General features: G+C 50.2%; 18 protein-coding genes. 1 reads left to right on the top strand and 17 read right to left on the bottom strand.

Translation table 11 applies throughout. From position 1 onward, the window contains the following. Nucleotides 1–27 precede the first annotated feature (27 nt). The 11 genes from AC6B99_RS19915 to gpr all read right to left on the bottom strand — a co-directional run bounded on the left by AC6B99_RS19915 (nucleotide 28) and on the right by gpr (nucleotide 12,426). Complete coding sequence (locus AC6B99_RS19915) at nucleotides 28–222, bottom strand: hypothetical protein (protein ID WP_056029371.1); 195 nt, start codon at nucleotides 220–222, stop codon at nucleotides 28–30. 133 nt (nucleotides 223–355) lie between these two features. Next, entirely contained in the window at nucleotides 356–1,483 is a 1,128-nt protein-coding gene (gene dnaJ, locus AC6B99_RS19910) for a molecular chaperone DnaJ (RefSeq protein WP_056029374.1), read from the bottom strand. A 358-nt stretch (nucleotides 1,484–1,841) separates the two neighbouring features. Then, complete coding sequence (gene dnaK / locus AC6B99_RS19905) at nucleotides 1,842–3,668, bottom strand: molecular chaperone DnaK (RefSeq protein WP_046229932.1); 1,827 nt, start codon at nucleotides 3,666–3,668, stop codon at nucleotides 1,842–1,844. Between the two features lie 64 nt (nucleotides 3,669–3,732). Further along, complete coding sequence (grpE, locus tag AC6B99_RS19900) at nucleotides 3,733–4,305, bottom strand: nucleotide exchange factor GrpE (RefSeq protein ID WP_056029377.1); 573 nt, start codon at nucleotides 4,303–4,305, stop codon at nucleotides 3,733–3,735. A 21-nt stretch (nucleotides 4,306–4,326) separates the two neighbouring features. Further along, nucleotides 4,327–5,352: a heat-inducible transcriptional repressor HrcA gene (gene hrcA, locus AC6B99_RS19895; protein WP_056029380.1), complete on the bottom strand. Its 1,026-nt coding sequence runs from the start codon at nucleotides 5,350–5,352 to the stop codon at nucleotides 4,327–4,329. A gap of 173 nt (nucleotides 5,353–5,525) precedes the next feature. After that, entirely contained in the window at nucleotides 5,526–6,005 is a 480-nt protein-coding gene (locus AC6B99_RS19890) for an N-acetyltransferase (RefSeq protein WP_081418578.1), read from the bottom strand. A gap of 132 nt (nucleotides 6,006–6,137) precedes the next feature. Beyond that, nucleotides 6,138–7,307: a radical SAM family heme chaperone HemW gene (gene hemW / locus AC6B99_RS19885; protein WP_494858358.1), complete on the bottom strand. Its 1,170-nt coding sequence runs from the start codon at nucleotides 7,305–7,307 to the stop codon at nucleotides 6,138–6,140. Nucleotides 7,308–7,422: 115 nt separating this feature from the next. Then, complete coding sequence (gene lepA, locus AC6B99_RS19880) at nucleotides 7,423–9,240, bottom strand: translation elongation factor 4 (protein WP_056029385.1); 1,818 nt, start codon at nucleotides 9,238–9,240, stop codon at nucleotides 7,423–7,425. Between the two features lie 104 nt (nucleotides 9,241–9,344). Then, the gene (locus tag AC6B99_RS19875; RefSeq protein ID WP_494858356.1) at nucleotides 9,345–9,800 is read right to left on the bottom strand and encodes a hypothetical protein; all 456 of its coding nucleotides are present in this window, start codon (nucleotides 9,798–9,800) and stop codon (nucleotides 9,345–9,347) included. Nucleotides 9,801–9,835: 35 nt separating this feature from the next. Further along, a complete protein-coding gene (gene spoIIP, locus AC6B99_RS19870; protein WP_494878109.1) occupies nucleotides 9,836–11,062 on the bottom strand; it encodes a stage II sporulation protein P in 1,227 nt (408 codons plus the stop codon). 320 nt (nucleotides 11,063–11,382) lie between these two features. Beyond that, nucleotides 11,383–12,426, bottom strand: coding sequence for a GPR endopeptidase (gene gpr, locus AC6B99_RS19865; RefSeq protein ID WP_056032748.1), 1,044 nt, complete (start codon nucleotides 12,424–12,426; stop codon nucleotides 11,383–11,385). 140 nt (nucleotides 12,427–12,566) lie between these two features. Here gpr and rpsT point away from each other — a divergent pair, with 140 nt between their 5' ends. Then, nucleotides 12,567–12,839, top strand: a complete 273-nt coding sequence (gene rpsT / locus AC6B99_RS19860) for a 30S ribosomal protein S20 (protein ID WP_056029395.1) — start codon at nucleotides 12,567–12,569, stop codon at nucleotides 12,837–12,839. An 84-nt stretch (nucleotides 12,840–12,923) separates the two neighbouring features. Here rpsT and holA read toward each other — a convergent pair whose 3' ends face one another. From holA to AC6B99_RS19830, 6 genes are all read right to left on the bottom strand, one after another. Continuing rightward, nucleotides 12,924–13,961: a DNA polymerase III subunit delta gene (holA, locus tag AC6B99_RS19855; RefSeq protein WP_496664054.1), complete on the bottom strand. Its 1,038-nt coding sequence runs from the start codon at nucleotides 13,959–13,961 to the stop codon at nucleotides 12,924–12,926. A 233-nt stretch (nucleotides 13,962–14,194) separates the two neighbouring features. Then, on the bottom strand, nucleotides 14,195–15,244 hold the full coding sequence (locus AC6B99_RS19850; protein WP_496664053.1) for an anti-sigma factor family protein: 1,050 nt from the start codon (nucleotides 15,242–15,244) through the stop codon (nucleotides 14,195–14,197). After that, the gene (locus AC6B99_RS19845) at nucleotides 15,241–15,789 is read right to left on the bottom strand and encodes an RNA polymerase sigma factor (protein WP_056029404.1); all 549 of its coding nucleotides are present in this window, start codon (nucleotides 15,787–15,789) and stop codon (nucleotides 15,241–15,243) included. The genes AC6B99_RS19850 and AC6B99_RS19845 overlap by 4 nt, the downstream gene beginning before the upstream one ends. 203 nt (nucleotides 15,790–15,992) lie before the next feature. Further along, a complete protein-coding gene (locus tag AC6B99_RS19840; RefSeq protein ID WP_496664052.1) occupies nucleotides 15,993–16,367 on the bottom strand; it encodes a hypothetical protein in 375 nt (124 codons plus the stop codon). A gap of 861 nt (nucleotides 16,368–17,228) precedes the next feature. Further along, nucleotides 17,229–19,940: a ComEC/Rec2 family competence protein gene (locus AC6B99_RS19835; protein WP_496664051.1), complete on the bottom strand. Its 2,712-nt coding sequence runs from the start codon at nucleotides 19,938–19,940 to the stop codon at nucleotides 17,229–17,231. Nucleotides 19,941–20,057: 117 nt separating this feature from the next. Continuing rightward, nucleotides 20,058–20,588: a deoxycytidylate deaminase gene (locus tag AC6B99_RS19830; protein ID WP_056029414.1), complete on the bottom strand. Its 531-nt coding sequence runs from the start codon at nucleotides 20,586–20,588 to the stop codon at nucleotides 20,058–20,060. Nucleotides 20,589–20,622 lie beyond the last annotated feature (34 nt).

The raw sequence follows: 20,622 nt of genomic DNA, 5'->3' as shown, positions 1-20,622 counted from the left end.
CGCCAGTCCCGGCTCTACTTTGCCCGGTTACATCAATTGCTCCATACTTCCGCCCGCATCCTCAATCAGACGCAGTGCCCTGTCTTTGACATGCTCTTCAAGCATCGCGGTAAGTGCCGTACTGTCTGCTTGTCCATCAACCCGAAGCGCCTGCAGCTTGCGCAGCGCTCCCTGTGCCGCCTCAGAATGTTCAAATACAGCGCGTATGTGTTGATCAGCCATAATGCGCCCAGCCTCCTTCTACGTATAGTTAGGCGGTATTCAACCGCCCAGCTTCCTACTTCGATAGAATGGAAAGCCGGTGCCATTATTATTCGTTTTTTCGCAAGCTTTCAGAAAAAAAGACGATCCGCGCTTATTCGCCGCGGAACGCCTTTTTCATCCGTTCAAAAATCGATTCGTGATTTTCTGCTGTTTCTGTCGGAACGGAGCCTGAAACGCCGCCAAACTGGCGAAGCAGCTCTTTCTGTTCATCCGTCAGCTTCTGTGGGGTAACGACTGTCACTTTAACGTGCTGGTCGCCCTGTCCATATCCGCGCAGCTTAGGAACACCTTTGCCTTTCAGGCGGAAGTATGTGCCCGTCTGAGTGCCGGCTGGAATTTTCAGCTTGATTTTCTCCGTCAGCGTCGGGATTTCGATTTCATCACCGAGTGCCGCCTGTACGAAGGACAGAGGAACCTCGCAATAAATATCGTCGTTTTCACGCTCGAAAAACTCATGCGCTCTTACGCGAATAACGATGTACAAATCGCCCGCAGGACCGCCGCGTTGGCCAGCTTCACCTTCGCCAGACAAACGGATTTGCGCGCCTTCATCAACGCCAGCTGGGATTTTCACTGTAATTTTACGCTGTTTTTTCACTTTGCCTGCGCCATGACAAGTTCCGCATTTTTCTTTGATTACGCGGCCCGTTCCGCTACAGTTGGAGCATGCACGGCGGTTGACCATACGGCCGAATGGCGTATTTTGCACAACCTCCTGCTGCCCAGTACCGCTACATACGGAGCAAGTGTCTGGCTTCGTTCCTGGCTTAGCACCAGAACCGCTGCAAGTATCACAGTTTTCGGTGCGAGGAATCGTAATCTCCGTCTCCTTGCCGAATACCGCTTCCTTGAAATCAATCGTCATTGTATATTGCAAATCGCTGCCACGCTGTGGCGCATTCGGATCACGACGGCCACCGCCGCCACCGAAGAACATATCGAAAATATCGCCGAAGCCGCCACCGTCGAAACCGCCTGCTCCGCCGCCCATGCCTTGATTCGGGTCAACATGCCCGTATCGGTCATAGGTAGAGCGCTTGCCATCGTCACTCAGTACGTCGTAAGCTTCCTTGACTTCCTTAAACTGCGTCTCGGCATCAGCTGCCTTGTTGACGTCCGGATGATACTTTCGCGCGAGCTGACGGTACGATTTCTTAATGTCATCCGCTGAAGCGTCCTTGCCTACACCCAGAATTTCATAATAATCTCTTTTTGACAAACGGTATCACCTCCGCCCATAAATGTGTTGGATAAGCTGAGACAAATGACTTTTATGTGCGCCAAGGTCGTAACTGCGAGAAAGGGTGGACTTTCGGCCGCTGTTGTTTTCAGATTTCTTGAATTATTCCTCTTGAGGAAAAATCCGAAAACAAAGGCGGACGCTGCCGCTCCTACAGTTCCACCCTTTCTCTCCGTTACTCCCATGCTACATATTTTTCTTTTGTTCAACTTATCCTTTTATAAAAAGTTATAGCTTCGTCTCAACTATTCGTCGAAGCTTTTTTTATATACTTTAATCATGGAACAAGGTCAAAGACAGGGGAAGCCCTGTCTTTGACCTCATCCGCGCTGCAAGCTTAGTTTTTGTCGTCAACTACTTCGTAGTCAGCGTCAACCACATTGTCTTTGCCTTTTGCTTCCGGTTGTTCGCCTTCTGCGCCTGGCTGCCCAGCCGCTTGCTCATACAGCTTCACGGATAGCTGCTGTACAATTTCAGTCAGCTCATCAGAAGCTGCTTTAATTTCCTCCAGGTTATCAGTTGCAAGCGAAGCTGTTACTTTTTCTTTCGCAGCATTTGCTTTTTCGATTTCTTCTGGAGCTACTTTGTCGCCAAGATCTTTAATCGTTTTGTCTACCGAGTATACGAGTTGGTCAGCGTTGTTTTTCGCTTCTACCAGCTCACGGCGTTTGCGGTCTTCTTCCGCATTCAGCTCGGCATCCTTCATCATTTGTTCAATTTCCGCGTCGCTTAGGCCGCTGGAAGAAGTGATTGTGATTTTTTGGCTTTTGCCTGTGCCTTTATCCAGTGCCGATACGTTAACGATACCGTTCGCATCGATGTCAAAAGTAACTTCGATTTGCGGTACGCCGCGCGGTGCAAGAGGAATATCGCTCAGGGTGAAGCGGCCCAGCGTTTTGTTGCCCGCTGCCATTTCGCGCTCGCCTTGCAAGACGTGAATTTCAACGCCAGGCTGATTGTCAGCATACGTCGAATACACTTGCGATTTGCTTGTTGGAATCGTTGTGTTGCGGTCGATCATCTTCGTGAAGACGCCGCCTGCTGTTTCGATACCAAGAGAAAGCGGAGTAACGTCAAGCAATACAACGTCTTTAACGTCGCCAGTCAGTACGCCTGCTTGAACAGCCGCGCCCAATGCAACAACCTCATCCGGGTTAACGCCTTTGTGCGGATCTTTGCCAATCAGTTTTTTAACCGCTTCTTGAACGGCAGGAATACGTGTCGAACCGCCTACAAGAACGACTTTGTCGATTTGGTTTGCGGACAGGCCGGAGTCGCTCAGCGCTTGACGAGTTGGTTTCAGCGTACGCTCTACGAGGTCAGCTGCCAGCTCTTCAAATTTTGCACGAGTCAGGTTCGTTTCCATATGCTGAGGAACGCCATCTACCATTGTAATAAACGGCAGCGAAATCGTTGTCGACATAACGCCGGACAGTTCTTTTTTCGCTTTTTCAGCAGCATCTTTCAGACGTTGTACTGCCGCTTTATCTTTAGAAAGGTCTGCGCCTTGCTCTTTTTTGAATTCAGCTACGAGGTGATCGATAATGACTTGGTCAAAATCATCGCCGCCCAGCTTGTTATCGCCGCTTGTTGCTTTAACTTCGAAGAAGCCATCGCCAAGCTCAAGAATCGATACGTCAAATGTACCGCCGCCAAGGTCATAAACGAGAATCGTTTGATCTTCTGTTTTCTCAAGGCCGTAAGCAAGAGCTGCTGCTGTCGGCTCGTTGACGATACGAAGAACTTCCAGACCTGCGATTTTACCAGCATCTTTCGTTGCTTGACGCTGGCTGTCATTGAAGTAAGCAGGAACCGTAATAACGGCTTGCGTTACTGTTTGACCTAAGTAAGCTTCTGCATCAGACTTCAGCTTTTGCAAAATGATTGCGGAAATTTCTTGTGGCGAATAATCTTTGCCATCAATGCTTTCCTTATGGTTTGTACCAATATGGCGCTTGATCGAAATAATGGTGCGGTCAGGGTTAGTGATCGCTTGGCGCTTCGCGCTTTCGCCGACGATACGCTCGCCGTCTTTTTTGAAACCAACGACCGAAGGGGTTGTACGGCTGCCTTCCGGGTTAGGGATAACGACAGCTTCGCCGCCCTCCATTACTGCAACGCAAGAGTTTGTTGTACCAAGGTCGATACCGATTACTTTACTCATCGTGAATTTCCTCCTTATAATGGTTCTTCATTCCATACATTCTATTATCAAAGGAAATTATCGGTTAGCCGCTCACTTTAACCATTGCCGGACGGAGAACCTTCTCCTTCAGCATGTAGCCTTTTTGAACTTCCTCCACAATAATTCCTTCTTCATATTCATCGGATTCCACCGTCATAATCGCCTGATGGAAGTCAGGGTTAAAAGCTTCTCCAACGACATTCATCGCTGCGAGACCTTCCTGTTCCAGCGTTTGCATCAATTGGCGGAAAATCATGTCCACGCCTTTCGCAAGCGCCTCTACATCACCATTAACGGAAGCTGCAGCTGTAGCCCGATCGAAGTTATCGACAACCGGCAGCAGCTCAGTAACGAGCTTCATCGACGCATAACGCGCCAGCTCTTCTCTTTCCTTAATGGAACGACGACGGAAATTGTCAAAGTCCGCTTGTGTACGAAGGTAGCGCTGCTGGCTCTCTTCAAGCTGCTTCTCAAGCTCTGCATAACGCGCATCAACTACCTCAGCTTCATTTTGCCCAGCTTCAGCCGTTTCTTGCGATTCAACAGTCTCGTCTGCCACTAGCTCCTCAACCACATCATTTTGTTGCTCTTTACTCACCCTATTCACCTCCTTCAAATGCCGATTGGCATTCCCTTATCATTTATACCAACGGGCCAAAAATGCAGCCATATCTTTAGATATCATATCAACCAGACTCATCACCTTGCCATATTCCATCCGCGTGGGACCCAGAATGCCGATTGTGCCAAGCGGCTGCCCGTCAACCGAATAAGAAGCGGTAATCAAGCTGCAGCTGGCAATCGCCAGATTATCATTTTCCGTCCCAATGCGCACTTGTATGCCTGAAGGCAAGGAGGAAAACATTTTCATCACGGCTGGCGTTTCTTCCAGCAAATCCAAAATCGTTTTTACCTTGTCAACATCTTTGAATTCCGGCTGCGTCAGCATGTTCGTCGTTCCACTTAGAAACAGGCGATGATCATTATCAGGCTGCAGCGCCTGATCCAGCACGCCCAGCACTTCCTCGCAATGATCGACGTAACGTTCCAGCTCCTGGCCGACCTCCAGATAAAGCTTTGATTTCAAGCGGACTAACGGAATGCCGACAAGCTTCGTATTCAAAATATGGACGACCTTCTCCAGTTCCTCCATCTTCACCTCAGACGGCAGCGTAATGGTGCGATTCTCGACGCGCCCCGTATTAGTAACAATGATGGCAACCGCAGAACGTTCATCCAGCGGCACAAGGCTGAAATGCTTCAGCGATGTATTAAACAGCTCCGGGCCCAGCAAAATCGACGTGTAGTTCGTCAGGCTGGACAAAATCGATGCTGCATGCTGAATAACCTGCTCCATCTGGCTCATCTGCTCGGTGAAAAAAGAACGAACCTTCGTCATATCCGCATCGTTCAACTCTTCCATCCTCATCAGATGATCAACGTAATAGCGATAGCCTTTAGTAGAAGGAATCCGGCCTGCCGACGTATGCGGCTGCTCCAGAAATCCAAGCTCCTCCAAATCCGCCATTTCATTACGAATGGTAGCTGGGCTGAAGCCAACATCGCCGCGCTTAGAAATACTGCGTGAACCGACCGGCTCAGCCGAGCGGATATAATCATCTACGATAGCTGTTAAAATCATTCGCTGCCTATCCGTCAACATGCGCATTCCCTCCAAGTCATCGGCTCTGTCATTAGCACTCGTCTTGATTGAGTGCTAATCGTTAATACAAAAATACCAAACCCGCTTGAGCATTGTCAAGTGAGTTTGGCATTTTTAGTTAGCCTATTTTTACAATATTCACTATAATGACTTGCAGCGGCTCGGAAAAACCTCTACTCCAGCACTTTCAGCACGGCGATTTCATCGCAAGCGTTCTGCTTCGGACAGTTGACGCAATCGGTCCATACCTTTTCCGGAAAAATTTCTTTATCCACGACCGTAAACCCATTCCGCAGAAAAAAAGCAACCTCGTAAGTCAGCGCCATGACCTTCGTAATGCCCTGTTCCTTCGCCGCAGCAAGCAAGCCGTCAACGAGCTTACTGCCAATGCCGAGACCCTTGTAGCCATCCGACATGCCAAGTGACCGGATCTCTACCAAATTATCGCCTAGCTTCGTCAGCGAGCCACAGCCGACAACCTGGTCGCCTACTTCCGCTACTATAAAGGAATTTATCGAATACTCAAGCATATACCGGGTACGGGGCAGCATGATCCCTTTCTCTGCATAGCCTTGAATTAAATCAAACAATACGTCAACATCATCTTTGGTTGCTTTTCTGCATACTGCCTGCAAGCTGTCCATTAGTTTCATGCTGCTCCCCCCATCCGGTGCTTGTTTCATCACCATATACCTATCATTGAATAAATATACAACATCGCGCATGTTTTCTCAATAGGCAATTTTAAAAAATATTAATATGAATTTTCATAATCGCCTATCTGGCTAAACTTCCAAACCAATAAACGATCCAAATACTTCATTGCCGAGCAATACGCCTTTATCCGTCAGCCGATAACCCGACCCGCGTTCATCCTCCAGACGCTCCATCAACCCGTCATTCAAATGCTTAGCAATAATCGGGCCAAAATAGCTTTCGAGCGTCTTGCCGTCAAATTGGCGGGTAAAATCAGCAGTGCGAATGCCATCCAGCAGACGCAGGCCGACCATCATAAAGTCCTCCATCGCCTCAAGCTCGGATATCGTCTCCGTATCAAGGCGCGGCAGGCGGGCAAGCGTAGCGTCAATATAAGGCTGTACCCCCTTGATATTAACATGGCGCTCGCGATTTGCGTACCCATGGGCACCGGCTCCAAGTCCGTAATAAGGCTCGTTGCGCCAGTACGTTGAATTATGCTTGCTCTCAAAGCCCGGACGGGCAAAATTGCTTATTTCATAGTGCTGGTAGCCGCCAGCCTTAAGCTGCTCAATCAGCAGCAAATACATATTCAAATCCTCATCCTCTGTCGGCAAAGGCAGTTCATTGCGCTCATACAGCTTGTGGAATAACGTATTCTCCTCCACTTTAAGGCTGTACAGCGAGTAATGCGGCAGCTCCAGCGCAAGTGCCTTCTGCACACTGTCAGCCAGCAGCTCAACCGTCTGTCCAGGCAGGCCAAACATCAGATCGATCGACAAATTCGTAAAGCCTGCTGCTCTAGCATTGTCCAAGCTGCGATATACGTCCTCGACATTGTGAATACGTCCAATACGCTCCAGCAGCGTGTTATTAAACGATTGCACGCCAAAGCTGATCCGGTTCACCCCACCGGCATACATCGCCGCCAGCTTGTCAGCATCCGTCGTACCTGGATTGGCTTCCATAGAAAACTCGACATCTGGTGAAAGTGGAAAATGCTTGCGGACAGCAGCGAGAAATCGCTCCATCTGCGGCGGTGTAAGCACCGTCGGCGTACCTCCGCCTACGAATACCGTATCGATTTGCTCAGGCGGCAGCACGCTGATTGTCCGCTCCATTTCGCGCTCCAGCGCATCCAAATAATCGTCTACAGGCTGGCCTTTCAGCACATAGGACGTAAAATCGCAGTAATGGCACTTATTCGTACAAAAAGGGATATGAATATACAGCGCTCGCGGCGCGTGATGAATCGTCATGCTGTACACCTGCTTTCCTGTGGCAAGCTCTCTTCAAGTGCCAGTCCGTCAAAGTGCGGACGACTTCTTGCCTCTCTCATGATAAAAAGGAGAGCCCCCGGCTCTCCTTCTCCCTCTAGCTTTCGTCGATCTTGAGCACAGCCATGAACGCTTCCTGCGGCACCTCAACGCTGCCGACCTGCTTCATGCGCTTCTTGCCCTCTTTTTGCTTCTCAAGCAGCTTGCGCTTCCGGCTAATGTCGCCTCCGTAACATTTGGCAAGTACGTTTTTACGCATCGCCTTAACGGTTTCACGGGCAATAACCTTGGTACCCAGCGAGGCCTGAATTGGAACCTCAAACATTTGACGAGGGATAAGCTCCTTCATCTTCTGGCAAATAATCCGGCCGCGGAAAAACGCTCTATCGCGGTGAACGATGACGGACAAGGCATCGACCTGCTCGCCATTCAGCATAATATCCATCTTCACAAGGTTGGACTTGCGGTAGCCTGACACTTCATAGTCGAACGAAGCATATCCTTTCGTGCTTGATTTCAACTGGTCGAAGAAATCATATACTATTTCCGAAAGCGGGATTTCATACGTAATGGTGACGCGGTTCGTATCCAAATATTCCATGTTAACGAACTCGCCGCGCTTGTTCTGGCATAGCTCCATAATCGCGCCAACATAATCATTCGGTACGATAATGCCAGCTTTGACATAAGGCTCCTCGATAAAATCAAGCTTGCCCTGCTCTGGCAGGTTGGACGGATTGTCGATGCTCATGACCGTTCCATCCGTCAGCGTTACTTGGTAAATAACGCTTGGCGCCGTCGTAATAAGCGGAATATTGAACTCGCGCTCAATACGCTCCTGAATAATCTCCATGTGCAGGAGGCCCAAGAAGCCACAGCGGAAGCCAAAGCCTAGCGCTGTCGACGTTTCCGGCTCGTAGCGCAGCGAAGCATCATTCAGCTCCAGCTTCTCTAGCGCTTCGCGCAAATCGTTGTAATCCTGTGTTTCAATCGGATATAATCCGCAGAATACCATTGGATTAATTCGGCGGTAGCCCGGAAGTGCTTCCGGTGCCGGACGCTTCGCTTCGGTTACGGTATCGCCGACACGCGTGTCTTTTACATTTTTGATACCAGCAACGACGAAGCCTACATCACCGACTGCCAGCTCGTCCACGATGCCCATACGCGGCATGAACGCGCCAACCTCAATAACCTCAAACTCAGCACCAGTCGCCATAAAGCGGATTTTCTTGCCCGCTTTGATGCTGCCGTCAATAACCCGGACGTAAACGATAACGCCTTTGTACGCATCATAGTGAGAGTCGAAAATCAGCGCCTTAAGAGGCTGATCAGGATCACCTGTAGGAGCTGGAACCTTGGCAACGACCTGCTCCAAAATCTCCTTAATGCCAATGCCTGCCTTCGCAGATGCATGAACCGCCTCGCTCGCATCCAGCCCAATAACATCTTCAATTTCCTGCTTGACGCGATCTGGTTCTGCGCTTGGCAAGTCGATTTTATTGATGACTGGAAGAATTTCGAGGTTGTTGTCGAGTGCCAAATAAACATTGGCAAGCGTCTGTGCCTCAATCCCTTGCGCAGCGTCTACAACGAGCAGCGCGCCTTCGCAAGCAGCAAGGCTGCGGGAAACTTCATATGTAAAATCGACGTGTCCAGGCGTATCAATCAAATTGAGCAAATATTCCACACCGTCATCCGCCTTATAGGTCAGACGAACAGCCTGCAGCTTAATTGTAATGCCGCGCTCCCGCTCCAAATCCATTTGGTCCAGCACCTGAGCTTGCATTTCTCGCGAAGTGAGCGCTCCAGTGTATTCCAAAATGCGATCCGCAAGCGTAGACTTCCCGTGGTCAATATGCGCGATAATCGAGAAGTTTCTAATTTTCTTTTGTCGGTCACGTACGTCAGCCATGCCTAACCCCCACACCATCCATTATTGCTAATCATTCTTTCCATTATATCAGCAATGGAGTGCGCCAGCAATGCGGTTGCCGAAATTCCGAAAGAGCGCCTTCGTTAATTCGTCACCTTTTCAAACAAATCCACAATAAACTCCATGCTTCCGGTCGAAAAAGATTGCAGCAAGCCTGCTGTGCCATCAGCCAGCTTATTGACCGAAGGCTCTTGATTTTCATAAGGCATGCCCGGCAGCCTATCGCCATACAGCGCGTTTTGCTCAGCAAGCTTCCGCACCTCGGCCAGCTCCTTCTCAAGCTCGGATATTTTGCGCGAAGCGACATCCGACATGCCGGCGATCGACTGCGATTCTTGTCCAATGCTTCCGCTGCCGCCTTCTTCTGCGCCTTGCCTAATGATCGCATCTACCGGAATGACAGAGGAAGCCCCCGCCTCCTCAATCGGCCCATAAATCCGTTCAATGCCCGAGGAGGACATTTCAATGCCATACAATATAACAAAAACAAGCACCCCGCCAATGATCGCCCATTTAAACGCATCACGCCGCTTTCTCATCCTGCACCCCGTCCTTTCCGCTCTCGATTCGCTATTCAGCTTTGTGGAGCTGTAACCTTCTCATCCTGCCAGTAAATATCGGCAATCACTTTAGCCAGCACATCCGCGGTGCGATACGACTCTACCAGCGTATTGTCTACACCGCCAACCTCGATCAGTACGCTGCCTGCGGCGAGCGATTGATTGTATTCCCCGTTGCCTGTGGCGGCTGTTTTGCCCCATATCCCTCTTGAAATGCCGGGATACTGCTTCTCCAGCGCTTCATGAATTTTAGTTGCAAACGCTTCGTTTTCCTTCCAGTTCGGATTTTTATGGCCGATGATAAAATAAACCTGCGCGTAGCTTTTGCCCTTAATCTCGGTCGTCGTATATTTGCGCTTCTGCGAATCGCGATGCAGATCGAATAAAAACTTCAAATCTTTGCTGCTCGCCAGCGCCTCTTTAACCGTCTTCATGGAATATTTATAGGACAGCTCCCATTTGTAATTTTTCATGGCGGTCGGATAATCGGTTTCTGAATGCATGGCGCCAACCCCGCGCTGCTCCAGTTGCTCCGCAAGCCGCTTGCCGACCAGCGTAATATTCGTTGTGCTGGAATTCGGGTCCTTGGCGCCATCCTTCAGTTCTGGATACCATGATTCCCGATTATGTGAATGATAGATAAATGCGATCTTAGCTTCCCCTGTCGAAGGCTTCGTATTGCCGCTGCCGCTTTGTCCAGGCTTGTCCCCCGGCTCCACAGTGCTTGGCGGAAGCGATGGCTGCGGCTCCACATTCGGCTGTTCACCAGTCGCCCCTTCTTCGGCATGCGAAGGAATCGGCTCATTATCCTCAGGCCCAACGGCGGTATCTGTTCCACTGCCTTTGCGAATGAGAAAGGAATCTCCGGCACTCATGCCGGGAATGCCCGCTGCCAGCAGGCTTTTTGGCTGTGTAGGATTAATGTCCGTCATCAGTCTGACTAGAAAAGCGCTCACCTGCGGCACAGACAGCTCGTCCGCCTGATTGCTGCCCTCAAAGGCGGGCAACTCCATTTCCAGCATATCCCCGAACAAACCGCTCGATACAGCCGCTGCAAAACCTTTCATCGAAGACACCGGCGCAGCCGACGCTTGATGATGGGCAACTGCCGCAATGCCTATAATGACGAAAAAAATCATCGAACATAAAGAAAGAACAGCGAATGTTCTTCCTGTGACCAACAATTGCCGAATTTTCCGGCTTCCATACGCCAAATCGAGCAGCATGATTTTACGTTTCATCGTTTCGCTTACCTCCCGGTTCTGTGCTAGAGCTGTCCTGCTGCTATTAATCTATGAACGAGTTGGCGTTAGTAGAACCGACCGCACCCTCATTTTTAATATAATGGGCTGCTAGATTTAAAGTAAGAGGGGCATGCTTTTAGACAGTCTATGAAGAAGCTGCACAGACGTAAACGGCTGTCGCCGTCCTCTGGCAGCAAAGCTACCGTTTCGAGGGTAAAGATAAGCCGATTAGAAGGGGGAAACTTATAATTGTTTATATTTTAAAAAACCGCCATACAATGCCCGTGTGTTGAAAGGCATCGTATGGCGGTTTGCTGTTAATGGGTATAGGCGGCTACATTATCCGTATCAACCGCATCATGCAGCGAAGCGTTGAGCCCGCTTGCAATAATATTGGCGATGTCCTCGATGAATTGGTCAATCTCCTTCGGCGTGACGAGCAAATCATGGCCGAGCGGGTGAAGCACCTCTTTGACGAGCTGCAGCCGCTCCTGCTCCTCCAGCTGGTTCATGATGCCAAATACCTGATTGCTGTCGCCCTTGTTCGTTTCAATGTGCTGGCGCATCAGCTCCAGCGTATTATTCACAATGGTAGATGCATACACGACGGTCGGCACCCCTATGGCAATTACTGGAATCCCTAAAATCTCCTTAGTCAACCCTTTGCGCTTATTACCGATGCCAGAGCCGGGATGAATGCCGGTATCGGCAATTTGAATCGTCGTATTCACCCGTTCTACCGCCTTGGAAGCAAGAGCATCGATGGCGATAATGACATCGGGCTTCGTCCGCTCGGCAATGCCTTGAATAATGTCGCTGGACTCAATACCAGTAATGCCTAGCACGCCAGGGGCAATAGCGCTGACCGCGCGATAGCCAGGGGCAACCTGATCCGGCATCAGCTCAAAAAAATGGCGGGTCACCATTACGTTCTCTACAACTATCGGCCCCAGCGCATCTGGAGTCACATTCCAGTTGCCAAGCCCGACTATGAGTACACGTGCCGTCTTGCCAACACCGATGCGTTCAAGAAAGGTCTCAAAATGCTTGGCGAACATCGTCGCCACCCGATTCTGAAGCTCCGTATCTTGCGTACGCAGTCCCGGAACCTCCAGCGTGACGTAATGGCCCTGCATTTTGCCAATCGCCGCAGCTCCTTGCTCATTTTGGACATGAAGGCTTGTAATGACGATGCCATCCTCGTCTTGACGCTCGGAGTGGATGCCTGGAATGACGCCGCCCGACTGCTCGGCCATTTCTTTTGCTTCCAGCGCCAAATCTGTTCGAACGTTGTAAGCTTGCAAATCAAGTTGTCCCACCGCATACCCTTCTTCCTTGAAAAAATAAATGCTTTCTGCCATTAGTGTTCGCAAGCATTTGGTTTTCATGCGTGCTATTGCTTTTTGGGTATACGCGTGATAATATATTTTAAGTTGTGTTATCCAGAATTATAGCGTATGCTAAAGATTGCCTGTGCATATTTCGTAGGAGGTGAAACTCGATGCCAAACATTAAATCCGCAATTAAACGCGTCAAAACGAGCGAAAAACGCCGCGCTTTGAACGCTTCCCAAAAATCCGCGCTTCGTACGGCTGTTAAATCTGCTGACCAAGCTATCGCCGGCACTGATGTAGCTGTTGCTAAAACAGCTCTAATCGCTGCGACGAAAAAATTGGACAAGGCGGTTACTAAAGGCCTGATTCATAAAAATGCGGCTGCCCGCAAAAAATCTCGTCTTGCTAAAAAGCTTAACGCTCTTTCGGCGCAAGCTTAAACCGTCCTTGAACATACAAAAAAGCTGTCTTCCGGTTATCCGGTCGACAGCTTTTTTGTATGTATATGATGTGGCGGATGGCCTTTACGCCATCCACTTCGGGGCGCCAAGCGATAATAAATAAAGCTCAAGGCCAAAGTTTTTATCCATTTGCCCTGTCTTCATCTTGTAATCCAGATCAGCAATAGAGGACAGCAGCGCCCCCAGCCGTGACGTTGAAAACTTCCGGCACTTCTCGGCAGCCAGCTTAACCGCATAGGGATGGAGCCCGAGCTGCCCGGCCATTTGCTGCGGCGAATAACGATGCTGCTCCAGCTCTTTAATTTGCAGCATAATACGCAGCTGCCGTGCAATCAATGCCGCGATTTTTATCGGCTCCTCACGTCTGATCAGCAATTGTCGATACAATCGAAGCGACCTGTCCACCTGCAATTCCGCAATCGCATCAACCAATGCGAATACATCCTCTTCCACAGTCGACACCGTAAGCAGCTCCACTTCCTTGCGTCCAATCTGACCGCCAACACCAGCGTGCAGACAGAGCTTGTCCACTTCCAGTGCCAGCTGCTGCATATGAGCTCCAACCCGTGACAGAAGCAGCTCAGCCGCCTCCGTATCCAGTGTGCGTTTCTGTTCCGCAGCCCGGCGGATCGCCCAGCCCTTCAATTCGGATGCATCCAGCTCTTGAAAAGCTATGAGCGCATTGCGATCCTTCAGCTGCTTGACAAGCTTGCGCCGTTCATCCAGCTTCTCCGCATTTATCAGAAACAAAATGACTGTTGTCTCAGAAGGATTCTCTATATATTGCTGCAAGCGGTCAGTGCGATGGTCCAGCTTGCCACCTTCTTTCCCGCCAGCCGCAAATACGACGGCATCTCTGACGATGACCAGCTTGCGCTCAACGAAGAAGGGCAGCGTCTCCGCTTCAAGCACAGCCTCATCCAGCACACTTTCCGCTGTATCAAATTTGACGATGCCCAGTTCCCGCTCGTCAGCAGTAAACATCGCGTCCGCAAGCGTATCGGCAAACTGCTGAATCCGGTAACGGTCCTTGCCAAATACGACGTACACAGGGCGAAATCGCTTGCCCTTGATTTCCTTCAAAGCTTCTTTCCCATCCAAAGGCTATTCCTCCCTACCTTCTCCTGTGAACGGCAACAAAGGGATGAGCCCGTTTCGGCTTCATCCCTTTGTCCCTGAACATCTATATAAACATCAGCAGAAAGATCCATGGCTTCTCCTTCTGCTGATGGTCATACGACGATCAAGGCTAACACGTCGCATCTTCTCTCCACTCTTTACCATACGCAGTTAGAGCGGAAAGTGTGCATACACCTGTAGTCATTCAACTAAAATTAATGCGCTGCTTTGTTATCTTTGAGCGTATTCAGATCAACTGCATATTTTTCAATGCCGCCTGACTCCAGATGAATTTCATAATTCAATATCTTATTGTCCTCCGACCAGCTCAAATTGGCGATCTGGCCGTTTTTGCGCGCTGTTTCCAGCAGCAGCTTATGGTCGCTTACCTCATAAATCTTAATGGCATAGCCAACAATCTCAGCCGAATAAACGCCGTCAGCAGAAACCAATGGAACGGTTGCAAGAGGAGCTTTCTCTGATACGCCTGAAAGGCTTTCCAATGGTTTTCCATCCTCCTCTGCAGGAGCTTGAGAAATGTTAGTGTCTGTACCCGCGTCAGACTTTGCATCTTTGGAATCCGGAGCAGTAAGGCTCGAAGCCGAACCAAAATCAGAAGTTCCAGATTCGCTGTTGTTATTCCCGTTAGCGCTTCCGCCATCTTGATTTGATCCATCGCCACTTCGATCAGTTACATTCGTCTTAAGACTCATGCCCGTATCAAGCGATTCTGATTTCACTTCACCCGAAGTTTGTGGATCAGTAGCCACAAATTGCCTGAGCTCCGACGTGTCGTAATTGGCGATCGGGCTGTCAGCAGCAGTAGCGCTTGCTTCCGTCCGGCTCATGTCATTGTTTGATTGCGACCCATTAAACCAGCCTGCGTTATAGGAAATGATAAATGTGCCAGCTACGAGGCACGCCGCAACGACGCCTGTAAGCTGCCGAAGCTTTGATGAAGCGGCGCGATCCGGCGTTTTCCTTCGCTTAGGCATTGCTGGCTCTTGCTCTTGCTGCGCCACAAATGAGCCAGCCGCTTCGAATGAAAGCTGCTCCAATTGAGGCATAATAGCATCCACAAGGCTGTAGCTTGGCTTTACATGAGGCAGATTTTCCAATTCCGCAGACAAATTTTTCAGCCGCTCAAACATTGCTGCGCAGTCCGGACATTGCTTGAAATGTTTTGTCATGGTTGCTTTCTCGTATTCATCAAGGTCGCCGTCAAGCTCCCTTTGCATATATTCCATCACCTCTTGACAGTTCATCCCCGGACACCACCTTTCTGATAATCATGTAGTAACGTTTGAAGCTGCTGTCTGGCTCTGAATAAATAGGATTTAACTGTGTTTAGGGGCAAATCCAGAGACTCAGCTATTTCATTGTAGGAAAAATCCTGCAAGTATCGAAGCACGACAACAGCACGGTGATGATCGGGTAGCTTATCAATAGCGTTACGGATGTCTTGAGCTGCGTAAGCGGACAAAACCTCATCCTCTACATTTTGCTTCTCGTGAAACACCATATCATGCTCATCAATGGATACTGTTGGTTTGTTTCTTCTAAACTTGTCAATGCAGATATTCGTTACAATGCGTTGAATCCATGTTTTAAATTGGGCTTTTTCTTCGTAAGAGCCGATTTTGGTATAAATGCGAATGAGTGCCTCCTGTGCCGCATCCATTGCATCCTGCTCGTTGTTGACTATATAGTAGGCTGTCCGATAAACATGTGTTTCAATCTCTCGCAATAGAGTAATCAATGCATCGCGATCTCCCGACTGAGCGGCTCTAATAAGGCCAGGCTCCACCACGAAGGATCCCCCTCTCTTGCAACCTCTCTGACGAGCAGGTTACGTAAAATGTTGCAAACCTTCGTACAAATTCATTTTTTATTTTAGCCACACGGCCCATATTCCGATTGAAAGAAGCGTACTCCACACTCAAGAATATCAAAAAAAGCAAGCAGCGTATATAGCAACTTCATGACTGCATGGAACTAGACAGCCTTGCTCTTTTAATCAACTGCCCTCTCCAGAAACGCATAAAAGTTAATATTCATTTTGCCAAAGCGCACTTCGCAGCATTCAGCCGGGAAAAAATCCTCTCCGCCCACGCATGCCTTGAGCTTGTCCAAAATGTTTTCGATGCTGTCACTATCGAGCTTCAGCATTAAAGCCGATTGGGCGTAATGGAGACTTTCTTCGTCGTCAACCTGTGCAAGACCAAGCTCTTTCACTTTTTTACTGTTAATTTGCGCGGCTTCACTTAAAGCAATTACCGTTTCCTGCCCTGCAAGCGTTAGGAGGAAAGCTTCGTAAAGCTCACTTGCACCATCTATATCAAATCGGATATCGATGGCATATTTACCGGCTCTGTTTATTTTTATCATCAGCTTCACACTTCCTTGCCATTAATCTCCTGCCGCTACTTATGCTCATTTTACAGGATCATTTCAAAGAAGCCTACATCGCGATCCAATCTACTTTGCTTTTCTTTAACTAAATATATATATGAAGGAAATGTATAGTATAGCTTGATTCATGCGCTAAAGATACGCAGAAAGCTGCAAAGACATGCTGCTATTTTTGGTTGTGCATGTAGGAGCAGGCTCGCTGCTCCTTGGTTAGCGTTTTTCAAGTCAAATCTCGCCTGTCGATTCAAGGCTGGGGAACCTCTTGCTGCGATTGTTGCTGAGATCATGGTGGTTGAGAACACTGTAGCTTAGATTACTATAGCTTAGATCACTGTGCTTAGATCACTGTAGCTTAGATCATTGTGGCTGAAAACACAGCTTTTGAGAATCCGCGGTTCGGGGCGCACGCTCCTTTTTGGCGGACTGAGGTTCCGCTATTTTGGGTTTTGAACCGATTTCTGACCTTAAGCGGACAGGAAATCCGTTATTGCCCACTTTATCGCAGCAAAATGGCCATTTACAGCACATTAGCGGCTTTTGAGTCCGCCACTTGTGCCATACCCTTGATTTTGTTGAAATAGCTGCTTCTGTGTCCGCCTAGTCTTGCTTTGTACAGGGAATAAGCCACTGGAACGCTGACCACCCAGCTGCCTTTCGGTACGTAGGTCCACATTCATAAGCGGTGACATTTCCAGTAATAATGGGAATACTTGTGACATTATATTTGATCTGGATCTGGATTCGAATGCAGCTCAATTACGGCTGCATACCCGCCTATCTACATGCACTTTTATTCAAAATTCTCCTTTTTGTGATTGCGTTTATTATGATTGAAAATCAATTTCCCTTATTCATCGTTCTGGCCTGAAGCCTTCCCGATGCCGCCCGATATTCAATTTCACCATCCTGATCTGTTCGGCGCACTTCGGTTCCGGCTGCCTTCAAGCGTCCCAGCACATCGCCATGAGGATGGCCGTAGCTGTTTGTCGCACCTGCGGAAATCGCCGCACTCAGCGGCTGCCAGCGTTTCAGCCAATTGGCAGCAGTCGAATAACGGCTTCCATGATGCGCTACTTTAAGCACATCAACATTGGCGCAGCAAGCTGCATAAAAAGCTTGATTTTCATCCATAAGGGCCAGCAAACGCTCCTCCGTATCAAATCCGATGTCTCCTGTCAGCAGAAAAGTATAATTCTTCATCGTCAAATAAAGGACAACACTCGCTTCATTCTGCTCCTCGAGCTCCTTGATTTCCATGTTGGAAACGCTGCTTCCTTCCGTTTGGTTAACAGCAGGGGGCCATAAAACGTTCAGACTTGTGTTCTTGCCCATTTCCCACTCCTGCCCCGCCTCAGCCCGGTACATCGGAATCTCATGCTGCACCGCATAGGCCAGCAATTCCTCCGCATCTGGTGAATGCTTCACACTGCCGTTCCATAACAGCCCTTTGACTGGGATCGAATCCATAACCGCTTTAAGCCCCCTAATATGATCGCTGTCCAAATGGCTGACGACGAGCAAATCAAGCTGATGCACTCCGCGCTTCATTAGCAGCGGGGCGATAACCTTTTTGCCTACCTCAAAAGGGTCCTTGCGCGCTCTCCACTCCTCGCCGGCCTTGCGGAAAGAAACCGTTCCCCCTCCGTCGATCAACAGATGCTTACCTTCCGGCGTTCTGACATAAATAGCGTCCCCTTGTCCGATATCAAGCACATGAACGCGGCCGTCATGATCAAATAAATCCGGATGATAGGCGAAAAATAACAGTGCTAGCACGATAAGCACGGCGGAAAAAAAGCTTCCATGGAAAAGAAGCGCCTTTGCAGCTGATGCATACGAAAAATCGGCAAAGCCACCAGAAAACTTGCTGGGAGCAGTAATGCTGCCCTTTCGATGTATAGCTGAAAGCTCGTAGAGCGGCTGCGTCTCGAGCTCGCCGTTTTCGTGGCCAGCTGCAAGGTTGCTATGCTCTGATTCTGGCCCCTGCCCACGGGCGTCTGATAACTCGCGCACTGGAAGTAAGCGAAATAGCAGCGCTAGAGCGCCATACCAAGCCGCGATCCACCATAGCGGTGGAGTCGCCCAAATCGTGCGAAATAAATCTGCTGTTGCGAGCCAGTCCACGAGCCAAAATGTCCAGTCATTGGCGTAGACGCTCACCCATGCGAGCAGTTTGCCGCCTGTTGGCCAAGCCATGTGAATAAAAAGCGCGGCTCCGCCTAGCGGCATAATTATAAAGCTGATAAATGGCACGAGCAGCAAATTCGCCGGGAGCGACAGCAAATGGAATTGGTTGAAATAATAAATGGAAACCGGAAACGAGACGGCCTGTGCCACGACGCTGACGGCGATCAAATCGAGCAGCGCTTTGCCCCGTTTCCAGTGAGGCATGGCGCGCCTTACTGGAGGGACGCCAAGAATAAGACCTAGCGTTACGATAAACGAAAGCTGGAAGCTGACATTTTCCAGATAAAAAGGATTTAACGCCAGCATAATGACGGCTGCGGCCGCCAATATATGCAGGCCATCCTTTAGCTTGTGCATGCGCGCTGCCAGCAGGCCAAGCATGCTCATCACTCCGGCCCGTACAACCGAAGGCGAAGCGCCGCTGAGCAGCACATAGAAGGGCACGGCAAAAACGAGCGTCAGCAGCAGGCGCTCCCGCGTCATGCGGCAAAGCCGTAAAATCAGGCCAAGCCCGTAGAGGAATACCGCGACGTGCAGGCCCGATATGGCGAGTATATGCGTTAAGCCAAGACGAGCGAATTGCTGCATGAGGGAGGGATCAAGGTCATCCGTGATCCCGAGGACAAGACCTTGCATGTAGCCGGCCTGCATGCCCGGGTACATGCTCGAAAGCCGTGCGGCGAGCCAGGCGCGCACGGTGTCGACGCGGCCGAGCAGCGCGGCCGCGGTCCATGGCGGGCCAGGCGCGATGTCGATCGCGCCCGTGCCCGTAGCTTGAAGCAGCCAGTGGATTTTCTGGCTGCTCAAGTAGCGGCGGTAGTCGAAGCCGCCGCGATTAGCCGGACCAGCGGGCTGCGCCAGCTGGCCCTTAACGTCAACGACGTCGCCGCGCCGCCAGGCAGCGGCGACCTCCTGCTGCGGTTGCTCCTCGAGCCGCAGCTGCACAAGCATCCGCTCGCCGCCGAGCTGGCGCGGCGAGCCAAAGCCCGCTACGCTGGCGGCTTCGACCGCCAGCTCAAAGCTTGCCCGGTCGCCGTCGATCTCGACGACCGACGCAATCGTCCCGGACGCTTCAACCGCTATCGCAGCGTCCGACCCATGCGCCTCTGCGGCGCGCAGCACGTCCAGCAGTCCCGTCACATTGCGGGCATCCGCCCACATTCGTTCCCCAGCTGCAAGGACGAAGCCGACTACACATACGGCAGCCAGCTTTCGCGTCAGCCGCCCCGACAAAACCAGCGCCAGGGCGGCTACCGCCACACCGCCCGCCGCCAGCGCAGCTCCTGCGCCGCTCAACTTCGCGCCGCTTGTGCAGCCTGCCACAAAACATACCGCAAACCATAGCAGCGGTCTTCTATCCATTTACAATCACCTCTTCCATGAAATTCACAAAAAAAAGCACCTCTTATCACATGCAGATCCGCATGCAATAAGAGGTGCTCCCTCACTAAATATATGAATTGCTATCAACGTGCAATATCAAGAAATTACAGACATTCCCGCCTGCGGCGGCGGCTCATAGCCTTCCAGACAACGAAAAGCGATGCCTTTGTGCCCCATCAGCGTCACAACCTTCTCGCTGTCTTTCGGGTAACCGCGGTGATAGACAACCTCTTTTATCCCGCTGTTCGCAAGCATATTCGCGCAAGTCCAGCAGGGCTGGTCTGTCACATATACCGTTGAGCCTTCACGGTCGGCTCGATCGGTAAACAGCAGCAAATTTTGCTCCGCATGGATCGTGCGAATGCAGCGCTGTTTTTTAACCATTTGCTCCTCGCCATTCTCCTGCTTAATTTCCCACTCTTCCGCAATCATGCAGCCCGCTTCCGAGCAATCCTGAACGCCCATTGGCGCTCCATTATATGCGGTGCCAAGCAGCTTCTTACCCTGCACCAAAACAGCTCCCACATGCCGCCTTGGGCAGCGTGAGCGCGTCGATACCATATAAGCGATGTCCATAAAATACGTATCCCAGTCTTTACGTTCGGCGTCTTGCCCTACTATTGCCATTGTTTCAGCTTCCTCCTTGATGCTCGTTCAAAAT

The organism is Paenibacillus liaoningensis, assembly GCF_059609455.1.
This window is presented reverse-complemented; position numbering and strand designations above follow the sequence as displayed.

Excerpts from the sequence above, each read along its gene's own strand:
- AC6B99_RS19840 (WP_496664052.1), bottom strand. The coding sequence starts at position 16,367 with ATGATAAAAATAAACAGAGCCGGTAAATATGCCATCGATATCCGATTT.
- spoIIP (WP_494878109.1), bottom strand. The coding sequence starts at position 11,062 with ATGAAACGTAAAATCATGCTGCTCGATTTGGCGTATGGAAGCCGGAAA.
- AC6B99_RS19875 (WP_494858356.1), bottom strand. The coding sequence starts at position 9,800 with ATGAGAAAGCGGCGTGATGCGTTTAAATGGGCGATCATTGGCGGGGTG.
- gpr (WP_056032748.1), bottom strand. The coding sequence starts at position 12,426 with ATGGCAGAAAGCATTTATTTTTTCAAGGAAGAAGGGTATGCGGTGGGA.
- AC6B99_RS19890 (WP_081418578.1), bottom strand. The coding sequence starts at position 6,005 with ATGAAACTAATGGACAGCTTGCAGGCAGTATGCAGAAAAGCAACCAAA.
- hemW (WP_494858358.1), bottom strand. The coding sequence starts at position 7,307 with ATGACGATTCATCACGCGCCGCGAGCGCTGTATATTCATATCCCTTTT.
- dnaK (WP_046229932.1), bottom strand. The coding sequence starts at position 3,668 with ATGAGTAAAGTAATCGGTATCGACCTTGGTACAACAAACTCTTGCGTT.
- AC6B99_RS19835 (WP_496664051.1), bottom strand. The coding sequence starts at position 19,940 with ATGGATAGAAGACCGCTGCTATGGTTTGCGGTATGTTTTGTGGCAGGC.
- lepA (WP_056029385.1), bottom strand. The coding sequence starts at position 9,240 with ATGGCTGACGTACGTGACCGACAAAAGAAAATTAGAAACTTCTCGATT.
- AC6B99_RS19915 (WP_056029371.1), bottom strand. The coding sequence starts at position 222 with ATGGCTGATCAACACATACGCGCTGTATTTGAACATTCTGAGGCGGCA.
- AC6B99_RS19830 (WP_056029414.1), bottom strand. The coding sequence starts at position 20,588 with ATGGCAATAGTAGGGCAAGACGCCGAACGTAAAGACTGGGATACGTAT.
- rpsT (WP_056029395.1), top strand. The coding sequence starts at position 12,567 with ATGCCAAACATTAAATCCGCAATTAAACGCGTCAAAACGAGCGAAAAA.
- AC6B99_RS19850 (WP_496664053.1), bottom strand. The coding sequence starts at position 15,244 with ATGAACTGTCAAGAGGTGATGGAATATATGCAAAGGGAGCTTGACGGC.
- hrcA (WP_056029380.1), bottom strand. The coding sequence starts at position 5,352 with ATGTTGACGGATAGGCAGCGAATGATTTTAACAGCTATCGTAGATGAT.